We start from the raw sequence: 11,995 nt of genomic DNA on the forward strand, positions 1-11,995 counted from the left end.
CAATTTACCCCGAAATTAGGTGGTCAATTTGGATTGGAAAGTGGTGGTCAATTTGCTCCGGAACTGGTGGTCAATTTACACTGGAAAGTGGTGGTCAATTTGACCGGTTTTTCCACTAGATTAAGACTTTACCGTATTACTTTATTTAATTTTGCAAAAAATTGCCCAAGTTTTCTACCTAATCTTATCCAGCAGAGAATCTGCTGTTGCTTCTTATAAATTATAATTATCTTTAACATCCTTTTAAAAAGCAAACTATGACAGAAATTTTCAATATGTTTCGCATTACAGCTGCAGAATCCCAGAAGATAATGCATTCTGTGAATGAGCCCCATGCCCACAATTTTGAAGAACTTATTATAGGCGGGCAGGGTCAGCTGGAACATTTTATAGATTTCAAATCCCGTCTGATGGATGCTCCTTTTATAAGTTTTGTAACCCAAGGAAAAATCCATCGCGTCAAGCCACTTCTTAAAGATGGTAAATGTGACATGTGGGTATTAAGGTTCAAAAGTGAATTTATCGCCGAAACCACCTTCAGTCTTTACGCGTCATTTCATGATAAAGCCAACATCTCAATGCAGAGCAATAAATGTTTTGAAAAGTTAGACACTATATGTAAAATAATTTATGATGAATATCAACAGGAAGCTCCTGATCTTTCAGTAATCAGACAATTATTGAGTGCGCTTTTTACCATAATAGAATCCGAACGCCGAAAACTCAATCTAAACGATGATGAGTCTAAAAAAATACAAAGCAGCACTTTTAAAAATTTTCTGCGATTATTGGAAGAACATTATAAAGAACCTAAAGATGTAAATTTTTATGCAGATAAACTTTTTATGTCCTCGCGTAACCTAAACCTAATTTGCCAAAATATATTACAGCAAAGCGTCACGGAAATTATCGAAATCCGTAAACTTACTCAGGCCAAAAATCTTCTGATGTCCACCGATAAAAATGTGGCTGAAATAGGTTATGAACTTGGTTTTAATGAAAAAACGTATTTTACCCATGCCTTCAAACGTAAAGCAGGTTTGACTCCAACAGAGTTTAGGGAAGAAATTCAAAAGCAGCTTTCCTAAAAACACAACCTTTCTTCCGAAAAGTGTTACCCCTGTCGTGTCATTAAGTCTCAACTTTGCATCATTAAAAAATGATACATTATGAAAAATTCAATTACAAGACAGGTAACTGGTGCAATCCTTATTTTTACAGTCGTGACTACAACCGCTTTTGCACAAAAAAAAGAAGATAAAGCGTCTTTGGTAAAACAAATTAAAGAGCTTACCGCTGCTAACGCTCAAGTAGCGAAACACCTTGAAACTTTTGACACTTTAGACTATATAGTTTTCAGTAATCATGAATTTACACGTTTGCACGAAAGCCATGCAAAGAACATAAAAGTACACTTTCCTGACGGTCACACAGAGGTGGGTTTGGAGCAGCATATCAAAACTCTTGATGCTATGTTTGTGTATGCTCCAGACACCCGTATTAAAGAACATCCTTTTAAAATTGGCTCAGGCAATATTACTGCCGTAATGGGTTATATGGAAGGTACGTTTACACAGCCTATGCCCGCAGGAGATGGTACTTTTATACAGCCTACAGGTAAGAAATTCAAAATTCCAATGGCAACCATCGGAGTTTGGGAAAACGGTGTAATGCAGGAAGAATATCTTTTCTGGGATAATAAATCCTATATGGACCAAATATTAGGAAAATAAATAAAGCATAAAAATGGATAGAAAAAAATTTCTTAAAACCATGGCTATTTTACCACTGGGAGCTGCAGCAATGCAGCTCAGCTCCCTTAAGGCAGCAACGGATGCCTTTAGCGCTACTGATCGAATGCCTGTACTTTTTCTTGGACATGGTAATCCGATGAATGCTCTAGCAGATAACAGTTTTACCCAAGGTTTTCAGCAGATGGCAAAAACATTGCCTAAACCAAGGGCTATTCTTTGTATATCAGCTCATTGGGAAACCAAAGGTACTTTTGTAACGGCAATGCAAAAACCAGAAACTATTCATGATTTTGGAGGTTTTCCTCAGGCCCTTTTTGACGTTCAATATCCTGCACCGGGAAGCCCAGAGCTCGCAATGGAAACACAAAAACTGATCACTTCAACCGCTATCGGGTTAAGTAATGAATGGGGCCTAGATCATGGCTGTTGGACCGTTTTAAAATTCCTGTACCCCAATGCCGAAATTCCTATTGTCGAAATGAGTATTGACTATACCAAACCTGCTTCTTATCATTATGAATTGGGAAAAGAGCTGGCAGCATTAAGACGCAAAGGTGTTCTAATTGTTGGAAGCGGTAACACAATACACAATTTACAATTGGCCGCATGGGATAAAATGATGCTACCCGGATATGCTTTCGAGTGGGCTCATATTGCGAATGAAAAAATGAAAAAAATGATTCTTGAGAATGATCACCAGTCTCTGATCAATTTTGATAAACAAGGACGAGAATTCCAGCTCGCCGTACCAACTCCTGAACACTATATTCCTATGCTTTACACTCTCGCTCTGAGGGAAAAAGACGAAAAGGCTACTGTCTTTAATGACGCCATAGTAGCCGGATCCCTTAATATGCTTTCTATAAAAATAGATAAGGCATGATAATAAAAAAACATTTTGGGATTTGCTTTAGCATCCTAATTTTAATTTCAATCTTTAGTTTTACCATTATGAATTCCAGCAAAGAAAAAACAACACTGCATTACCTTGTAAGACAGCCCAAAACCAAAATAACAAATCCGCCTTTACTGTTACTATTACACGGTGTAGGTGGAAATGAGCAAAATCTTTTTTCTTTTGCCAACGACTTGCCGGACAATTTTTTAGTAGTATCAGCACGTGGGCCACTTACTCTGGGACCGGAAAGTTTTGCCTGGTTTCAAGTAAATTTTACCAGCGGACACCCCCAGATCAACGAGCAGCAGGCCGAAGCTGCCAGAGTAACTATTCTTGATTTTATTGAAAGCCTTAAAAATGACCTTGATTTTGATGATAAACAGGTTTATTTGATGGGCTTCAGCCAGGGAGGTATAATGAGTTACAGCGTGGCGCTTACTGAACCTGAAAAAATAAAAGGAATCGCCGTAATGAGCGGCAGGCTGCTTCCGGAAGTTAAACCTCTTATTGCCGATGAAAAACGTCTTGAAAAACTTAAAGTTTTCGTTTCCCATGGCAGACAGGATGCTGTACTTCATTTTCCTTTTGCAACTGATGCCGTATCGTATCTTCAAACAAAGGGTATAAAACCCGAATTCCATCAATATGATGAAGGTCATACTATCAACAAACAAATGTTTGACGACGTAAATCTTTGGTTAAAAACAAATAGTGCTCAATAATAACTTCCCTATTTTGATAACTTAAAAAAATACCTGCTTTGTCGTAAAGCGGGTATTTTTTTAAGATGTTTTCTTTCTTCTTATGGCGTCTTAGAAACCCAAAGAATTAAAGAGACTTATACTATCACCTTTAATTTAGTTAAATAGTAAATTAGTCCGATAGTGGCCATTCTAGAAAAGTTTTTTTACATATAGAAGTCCTATTTATTTCAATTTCGTTATAAAATCTTTAGCTGCATCAAAAGTCTGTTCGGGAGCTTCTTTGTGAGGGGTATGTCCTATGTCTGGAATGACAAGTTTTTCAGTTATTCCGCGTACATGGTTAATGGTTCTGTTTATCTGTTCCAATGTTCCGTACTCATCCTCTTCACCTTGGATAAAAAGCAAAGGACAGGTGATATCTTTCAATAGGTATTCAATATTCCACACTTTATAATCAGCTTTAGTCCAGGTCTCCGTCCAAGCCTTAAAGATACTATCTACTTTATCTCCATGATATTTTGCCAGACGTTCCACTAAATTAGTCGTTCTGTAGCCTTCCATTGCCCTATAAATTCCATTAAGCGTTACTTCTTCCACAAAAATATGTGCTGCTTCACAGATTAGGGCCTTAATTCTGTCCGAATACTTGGCCGCTGTGATCAATGCAATGGAACCACCGTCACTATGTCCAAAAAGAATAGCGTCTTTCACATCGAGTTGGGTCAATAGTTCGTTTAAGACATCAGCTTCCAATTCAAGGTAATTTACGGGGCGCTCATGAGTCGGCAGCCGATCGGATTTTCCGTACCCTAACCGGTCATATACCAGCACATTGCACTTTACAGCTTCTGATAATTTTTGAGGAAAATCTCTCCATAAGGTAACACAGCCTAAAGAATCGTGCAAAAAAATAATTGTAGGACGCCCATCAAAAGTATGGTAATATTCTACGTAAATGTTTTTGCCGTCTACTTGGATGATTTTATCTATTGTATGTTCTGTCATAAAAATGAATAGCACTTATTAAATTGTTAAATTAATATAAATTAAGAATAAAAAAAGTATTGACTCTTAATCAATTTTCCTAATGAACTTGTAGTTATAGTCTTAATTGGAAAAAAACATTTTATAAAGAGGGAATTAAAAAAGAGGTTACCTAATGAAAAGTAACCTCTTTTAAATTCTGTTTCACTACTTTTTTAACAACAATTAATCAATAATTAGTATGATATTGCTGAGGTTGTAATTACCTACTCGATAAAGAGTTATATTGATTAACAATTAAATATCTTATTTAAAACTGTAAGATATTGAAGCCCAGAAACTGCGAGGTAAAATTGTTCTACCAATCATAAGAGTTCCTGGGGTTACTGTTGAAAAGTCTCTAAATTGATCCCCTCTAGTATCTCCTTCGGTAAGAGCTCTAGTATTTGTTAAATTATCAACCCAAAATTTAGCTTCAATTGCCTTTGTTATTTTGTACCCTACACTGGCTCTCATAGTGACATATCCTGGTAATTCATAGCTATTAGATGGAGAAGTATAACGACTTCCTGTATAGATAATACCCCAATTGGTATTGAATCTTTTGTAATCATAGTTTGCAGATAGTTCCGTACTTAAAACAGGAACTCTTTCTGCTCTATTTCCAGTAAAAGTATACTTTTTATCTCCCATTTGTGCTAATACTATAGGATTGGTATTAGTAGATGCTTCATAATCCGTATATTTTGCGTCTTGTAATGTTCCTGTAAGTCTTAGACCTAAGTTATTGGACACTTTATAAGCTACCTCATATTCTGCACTTATTGTTCTTGTAGAACCAAAAGCTAACAATGGTTGTATTCCAACACTTGTAGGTACGAGGATACTTAAAGATACATTTTTGATAGCAGAATAACTAACTGAACTAAACAATGACCAACCATTGTTAGCATATTTATATCCTAACTCCGCTAAATATACCGGACGTCTCTTGATAGATGATTCATTATATGTTTGCGCACCGTAATCATTAAATGTTGGAGTATTGTATGCTCGTGTAAGTCTAGCAAACATAGCAGCATTTTCACTTATTTTATCATTAAGTCCTGCAGAAAATGCCCAATTGGTTTTAGAAACTGAATAATCCATTCTACCAGCGATATCCATAGAAGCTGGAGCCTGAAAATTTGGCGTGCCATCTCCATTAACCCCATAATAAGGTCTTTTACCATCAACATTTTGATTATCTACACGGAATCCTAAATCAAGTCTGTATTTATCACTTAACGCAATTTCATCATTTATATAACTAGATAAAATGCGAGTTTTAGCTATTGCGAGAGAACTAGAAGCTGGTAGCATACCATTTCCTCCAATTCCGAACGCTGGAATAAGTAAACGACGGGGATTTTCTTTCAATTCTTGGAAGTATACAAAAGCATCATTAGGTTCGTTATTTACATTAAATTGGTGTAGCGATACACCCATACCAAGACTATGTTTGTTTACTTTCTTTTTAAAATCAAGAAAATCCATAACTTGTGTATCTTTATTCTGCTGCAATAGTGCTACTGCAAACACATTATAATCGTTTGGTGAATATACAGCAGGACTTCCGTCTAAATAAGTATAATCAACTCCAGGAACGTATTGCTGTGTTCCTAATGGGAGTGTTGAGTTAAAACTAGTATTGTTGGTTTGGTAACGAAAATTATTTGTTATCTGCCAATCATTGTCAGTTTTGTAATTAAATTGAAATCCTACTGCACCTAATTTGGTGTGCAAAATATTTCCAAGATCATAATTAGTTGTCTTTCCAGATCCATCGGTATAATCCCATTTTGAATCAATCATTTCCATAGATTGTGTAAAAATGTCATAGTTTGATAATGCTTTTGGTTTACCTGATCCATCATAAGAATAATAACTAGGTAGACGCCAATATACTTTGTCATCAATATATTTTCCTAAAAGGCGAAAGTATCCTTTATTGTTTTTGAAATGATAGGTTACATTTGCTTTTAATTGACCACCTTGACCTGCTGTGTAAGGAGGAGGTACAATTCCTTTATCGGTACGATAAAATCCCCCAATATTGTATTTTATATTTTTACCTAAAGCACCACCAGTATTGCCATCTACTCTGTACAAACCTTGAGAAAGACCTGATGTTACTTTGAATTCCCCATAGCTTTTAGCTGCCCCTACATAGCTAATGTTATTTATTACGGCACCAGGAGTGTTCGCTAAAATTATCGATGCATTACCACCGCGGATGGCTTCAACATTTTTAGTGGTAAGATCTGACTTATAGTATTGATCAGCCGAAGGAATTGTGCTATATCCAGTAGGTAAAACAGGAAGTCCATCTTCTAAAATCCCTAAATATATATAGCCTCCTCCTTGTGGAAATCCACGAACCCATACATTTCCAGGACCATCACCACCGCTACTTTCTACAGTAAGACCTGGAATTGCTTTCAATAAATCGATATTATTAAGCGGAGCTCTTTGTTGAATATCTTTTGCTGCCATTGTAGTAATAGCAACACTTGATTCAATTTTTTTCTTTGGGCTACCTCCTGTAACTACTACAGCATCTAATTGCATTGGATCTTCGATCAATTGTCCATTAACCTCGACTTGATTGCTTTCTACATTAACTTGGACAGTAGAAGGTAAATTCCCTAACATGGTAAAAAGAAGTTTGTATTTACCGTTTGCCAAATTTTTAAAATTGTAATATGACAAGGAATCAGCCTTAGTACTTCTATCAGTACCATTAGCAGATGATAGTTTAATAATAGCACCTGAAAGTGGCGTGCCGTTTTTGTCTTTTACGAAGCCCGAAATACTTCCTGCATTTTGTGCAAAAGCTGCACTTGAAAGAATAAATAGACATAGGAGCCAAAATGTTCCTACTTTGTCTTTAAATGATAATTTTTTCATTTTGTTTGTTTTTGGTTAATAGTTATTTTTGGTTTTAATTATGATTTACAAATTTTATTTAGTAAAATTTCTCCCTAATGATCAGGAAAAAAAAGGCATAAGTTTAGCTCCAATTCGAATAATTTCGAAAGGTTATATGTCCCCAGATTATTTTGAGGCAGGTATTTTTAGATGGTGGATTGGTGCTTTTATTTCACCTTTTGAAGTGAATTAAGGATACTCCATAAAATTAGTTTCCCCTTTTTATTAACGGATTACTATTTCAAAAATGGAACAATACATGCCCAAGTTGCATCAAAATTTTCTAAGAAACAACCATGTCCTGCATTAGGAATAATTGCAATTTGAGATTTTGGAATAAATCTTGCGGCACTTACTACACGTTCAACAGGATTACCTCCATCTCGGTCGCCCGCCATTACTAAAACAGGACATTTTATTGCACTCAATAAGTCTTTGCTCACAGTAACATTATTATAGCAATTTGCCACTTGTGTAAATAAATCTTCTATTCTATTAGGTTCAGGCATCAATTTCAATTGCTGGTCCCAGAAAGGTTTATCCATTTCCAAGGCTTGTTTTGCTGTAAATTTAAATTCCCTTAATCCTGGACGTACTTCCCCAGCACCCATCACAATCATTTTTTTAACTCTTTCTGGATACATTGCACCTAATTTATAGGCTGAATAACCTCCATCACTAAAGCCAAGTACAACAACACTGTCTTTAGTCACAGCATTGATAACCGCCATAGCGTCGGTAGCACGTTGCTCTAGAGTAAGAGGTTCAGTACCTAATTCAGATTTACCGTGACCACGAGTAGAAATAGCGATTACTTGATAATTTTTCTTGAAATGATTGATGAAATCTGAAAACTCAACAGTTGAGCCAAATAATCCGCCATGCATCAACACTATCGGTTGACCTTTACCATAGACTTCATAATAAATTTTCGCATCATTCGCTTGTACATAATGTCCTGCTTTAGGGTTATTCCCATAAGGTATTTTATAGACCACATTAGCGGGTTGAAAAGCTCTTATTAAATTTTTTTGCTGTGCCTGAACATTTGACATAAAAAACAGAAAAATGAAAGCAGTTACTAATTTTGAATACATATTGATATTTTTTTTAAGTGAATGAAGTTATTTTGATTGGTTTAATTTTTTATAAAAATTATGGAGATGACTGATGAACAGTTTTTATGCCTTGATTAATTCTTTTCTAAAAAATCAAATTCTTTTTTAAAAAATTCTGGTTTAGATTCCATTTTATCGCCTACTACCATGATAGCACCTGACTGTTTATTATAACTTTTCCATTCTGGTAAATTGCCTCCATTTGGATTGCCAGTTTTTGCAAAATTGACCCAATAAGAAGAAAAAACAGTTTCTATTTCTTTGTCTAATGGCTGCCATGGACGATTCCAAGTATGCAAATTATGAAGTACATACGGAACTTCAGAAGTGTGAAAAGCTCCGTAATTAGGAAAATTTGGCTTATCTGGTGCAACATGACCAAATTGATAGAGGTAACTTGCTTTAGTGTTAAAACTTGCCAGTAAATGCGCAGGCTCACCTGCAAAGCCTAATAATGTTAATTTTTGTTTAACTGTTTTAACCTCCTCTGCTGTAGCTGCGGGGAAAATACTTAAATACTCATCCGCTTTATCGCCATATTTTGCTTGAGCTTCTTTTTTATAATCGTCAACGGTCATAGTAGCATCTCCCATAAAGCTTCCATCGCCAGTTACCCAACCAATTAAAACAGGTGTTTGATTTTGTAACCCTTTTTTGAAATGCTCTATCAAATTTACAGGTAAAACATAGCCGTCCATTGTAGTTCCAAATCTACCTACTTCTGGATTATTACTTAGTATTTGCAATTCTTCAGCTGATTTTTTTCGCAATTCAGCTAATGAATTTGCGTTTGCTTTTTTCATAAAAACAACACCTTGCTCTTCGGATTTTTCTAAATTTTGACTAAGCATATTAGAAAATAAACCACCACTTTGTGCAATGGCTTTGTGAAATAAACCCTTTGCCAACGGCGAGGCAATCAAAGCGGTTACGCTAAACGCTCCTGCAGATTGACCAGCAATAGTAACATTGTTAGGATCACCACCAAAGGCAGCAATGTTTTTTTGAACCCACTTTAATGCGGCTATTTGGTCTAAAAAACCATAGTTACCCGAAGCCTGATGACCGGACTCTTTGCTCAACTCTGGATGTGCCATAAAGCCAAAAACTCCAACTCGATAGTTAATACTAACGAAAATCACCCCTTTTTTTGCCATTTCTTCGCCATCATAAATAGCACAATTTGCCGAGCCACTATTTAGCCCACCGCCATAAATCCATAAAAAAACGGGTTGTTTTTTGGATTTAGCTTTTGCAGTAGTCCAAACATTTAGATACAAACAATCTTCATTGATAGGTTCGGGTTGAGCAAGAAACTCCTCCGTCCAACAAAAGAAAGGCTGAGGTTTGTTTTGCATAGGACTTGCCGAAAAGGCAGTACATTGTTTTATTCCTTTCCAGTTTTGAACAGGTTGCGGCGCTTTCCATCGCAAATCACCAATCGGTGCAGCTGCAAAAGGAATACCTTTAAAAATACGAACTGTTTTATCCGTAGTGGCTATGCCTTTAATTTTGCCATTAATAGTTCCTACAATTGGGTTTTGAGCGTTTGCAAAAACCGAAAAGCATAAAAGGACTAGTAGAAGATTGTTTTTCATAATCATATATTTTTAAAAGAATTTTTATAGCTGATTTTAAATATAAAAAGGGGTAATCCTATTTTTTAGTTGCTTGATTAATCTTGGTGGAAATATCCGTGAAAAGTCTAGAATACATTGCTTTGATCAGTTGCACATCATGTGTGAGCAGAATCATATTGGCTCCCGAATTGACATTTTTAACGGCTTCTTCCGGTGTAAGCGCAAGGCGAAGTAAAGATCGGTTAGGAAACGATTTGACTACTGCAGCCATTTCATCTAATACCTGTACTACCTTCGGATCCTTCCAATCGCTAACACCAAGTTCCATCGAAATATCACCCGGACCAATAGCAACACCTGTGACACCTTCAACTGCCAATATTTTAGATAAATTTTCTTTTCCTTTTAGGCTTTCGACAATCATAATGCAAACTACATCTTTGTTCGCTTGCTGACGTCGTTCATATTCATTACCGCTATAACTAATAGAAGCTCTTGCGAAGCCTGAGCCTCGAACACCAAGCGGTTTATATCGACACCAAGAAACCAATTCGGCAGCTTCTTCAGCAGTTTCTACATGAGGGAATAAAAAGCCACTGGCTCCGGCGTCGAGCATTCGTTCTGTCAGATTTAATGAACGTTCTCCAAGTCGGACAAGGGTAGGAACTTCATGGAGTTCAGCAGCAATAATGGCTTGACCAATATCGTTGTAGTCGCGTAAACCATGTTCGAAATCCAAGAAAAGGAAATCAGCCCCGGCTTCACAAACTACTTCTACCATTGTAGGATGAGCGATGTTGATTACTGCACCTTTTAAAATTTCCCCATTAGTAAGGCGGTCTTTTAATTTTTCTTTCCTACTATTGTTTTTAATCGTATCAGATGTTTTTTTGCTGACGAAATTACCATTCGCATATTCAGTGGAAGCAAATGTATTTATAGAAGTATCCTCTTTGACATTGATATCCTTATATCCAAGTGATTTTGATTCAAATCCAAATAGAAAAAAAATGGATAATAGAAGTATAAAAAATTGTTTCATGATATTTTTGAATGATAAATTTGCCTTTTAAACCTTTCTATCTGTGACTTTCCTATTGCTCATAATCATAAAACCCCTTCCCTACTTTTTTGCCCCATTCTCCTTTAGTAAATTTTTCAACAACAGTGGGAGAAGGTCTGTCTGCGGGGTCGCCACTTTCCTCATATTTTTCCATTCCTACATGATAGGCTAAATCCAATCCTGTAAGGTCTAATAACTGAAAGGGACCCATTGGGTAGCCCAATCCGTTCTTGGCGGCTGTGTCTATATCTTCAAAACTGGCAACACCCATATCCAGTAGTTTTAAAGCTTCCTGTCTTGTGGCTTGCAAGAGACGATTCACAAGAAAACCGTATATCTCTTTGTGAAGTAAAACAGGTGTTTTATTCATTTTCTTAGCAGCATTCATTACTGATTCAACAGTTTCTTCTGAAACGTGCGGTCCTTGAACCACTTCAACCAATTTCATCACCAAGGCAGGGTTAAAAAAATGCATATTGCAAACTTTCTCTGGTCGATTGGTTGCATCGGCAATTTTAGAACTTACGATATACGAGCTATTGGTAGCCAAAATTGTATGAGCAGGACAAATTTTATCTAAGTGAGCAAAGAGTTCTCTTTTTACTTCTAATTTCTCAATAATGGCTTCAATTACAAGATCCGCTTCAACGACCGCTTCTTCAATTTTTGGGACAAAAGCAAGGTTTCCTAGAGCTTTGTTAGCCACTTCTTCGCTTAACTTTCCTTTTATCACCCTTTCTTTCAAGTAATTATCTGCAAATGAAATTGCTTTTGCCAGAATATCTGGATTGCTATCTGTACATTTTACTTGAAATCCAGACATAGCTGCACATAGGGCAATCTGATGTCCCATATTGCCAGCTCCAATGACGGTAATTTTATGTATTTCCATAGTTTTATTTCATTTAGTGATGAATCATAATT

11 protein-coding genes are annotated in these 11,995 nt (G+C 36.2%); 5 read left to right on the forward strand and 6 right to left on the reverse strand.

Annotated elements, in window-relative coordinates:
- Positions 1-257 precede the first annotated feature (257 nt).
- The 4 genes from ACM55H_RS03005 to ACM55H_RS03020 all read left to right on the forward strand — a co-directional run bounded on the left by ACM55H_RS03005 (position 258) and on the right by ACM55H_RS03020 (position 3,374).
- The gene (locus ACM55H_RS03005; RefSeq protein WP_416835095.1) at positions 258-1,088 is read left to right on the forward strand and encodes a helix-turn-helix domain-containing protein; all 831 of its coding nucleotides are present in this window, start codon (positions 258-260) and stop codon (positions 1,086-1,088) included.
- An 81-nt stretch (positions 1,089-1,169) separates the two neighbouring features.
- A complete protein-coding gene (locus ACM55H_RS03010) occupies positions 1,170-1,733 on the forward strand; it encodes an ester cyclase (RefSeq protein ID WP_416835096.1) in 564 nt (187 codons plus the stop codon).
- 70 nt (positions 1,734-1,803) lie between these two features.
- The gene (ygiD, locus tag ACM55H_RS03015; protein ID WP_465245462.1) at positions 1,804-2,637 is read left to right on the forward strand and encodes a 4,5-DOPA-extradiol-dioxygenase; all 834 of its coding nucleotides are present in this window, start codon (positions 1,804-1,806) and stop codon (positions 2,635-2,637) included.
- Positions 2,634-3,374 (forward strand): alpha/beta hydrolase, encoded by a 741-nt coding sequence (locus tag ACM55H_RS03020; RefSeq protein ID WP_416835098.1) that lies wholly within the window; start codon positions 2,634-2,636, stop codon positions 3,372-3,374. Before ygiD ends, ACM55H_RS03020 begins: the two co-directional genes overlap by 4 nt.
- 204 nt (positions 3,375-3,578) lie before the next feature.
- On the opposite strand, the gene ACM55H_RS03025 is transcribed toward ACM55H_RS03020, so the two are convergent.
- Positions 3,579-4,361 (reverse strand): alpha/beta fold hydrolase, encoded by a 783-nt coding sequence (locus ACM55H_RS03025; protein ID WP_416835099.1) that lies wholly within the window; start codon positions 4,359-4,361, stop codon positions 3,579-3,581.
- A 285-nt stretch (positions 4,362-4,646) separates the two neighbouring features.
- Entirely contained in the window at positions 4,647-7,289 is a 2,643-nt protein-coding gene (locus tag ACM55H_RS03030; RefSeq protein WP_416835100.1) for a TonB-dependent receptor, read from the reverse strand.
- A 40-nt stretch (positions 7,290-7,329) separates the two neighbouring features.
- Between ACM55H_RS03030 and ACM55H_RS03035 the strand changes: the two genes are divergently transcribed.
- On the forward strand, positions 7,330-7,503 hold the full coding sequence (locus ACM55H_RS03035) for a hypothetical protein (RefSeq protein ID WP_416835101.1): 174 nt from the start codon (positions 7,330-7,332) through the stop codon (positions 7,501-7,503).
- A 43-nt stretch (positions 7,504-7,546) separates the two neighbouring features.
- Here ACM55H_RS03035 and ACM55H_RS03040 read toward each other — a convergent pair whose 3' ends face one another.
- From ACM55H_RS03040 to ACM55H_RS03055, 4 genes are all read right to left on the reverse strand, one after another.
- Positions 7,547-8,407, reverse strand: a complete 861-nt coding sequence (locus ACM55H_RS03040) for an alpha/beta fold hydrolase (protein ID WP_416835102.1) — start codon at positions 8,405-8,407, stop codon at positions 7,547-7,549.
- A gap of 95 nt (positions 8,408-8,502) precedes the next feature.
- A complete protein-coding gene (locus ACM55H_RS03045) occupies positions 8,503-10,026 on the reverse strand; it encodes a carboxylesterase/lipase family protein (protein WP_416835103.1) in 1,524 nt (507 codons plus the stop codon).
- Between the two features lie 58 nt (positions 10,027-10,084).
- Positions 10,085-11,050: an HpcH/HpaI aldolase family protein gene (locus ACM55H_RS03050; protein ID WP_416835104.1), complete on the reverse strand. Its 966-nt coding sequence runs from the start codon at positions 11,048-11,050 to the stop codon at positions 10,085-10,087.
- A 52-nt stretch (positions 11,051-11,102) separates the two neighbouring features.
- Positions 11,103-11,963: a 3-hydroxyacyl-CoA dehydrogenase family protein gene (locus ACM55H_RS03055; RefSeq protein WP_416835105.1), complete on the reverse strand. Its 861-nt coding sequence runs from the start codon at positions 11,961-11,963 to the stop codon at positions 11,103-11,105.
- Positions 11,964-11,995: the final 32 nt, after the last annotated feature.

It is taken from the genome of Flavobacterium cryoconiti (genome assembly GCF_048158645.1).
GTDB classification, from domain to species: Bacteria; Bacteroidota; Bacteroidia; order Flavobacteriales; family Flavobacteriaceae; genus Flavobacterium; species Flavobacterium cryoconiti.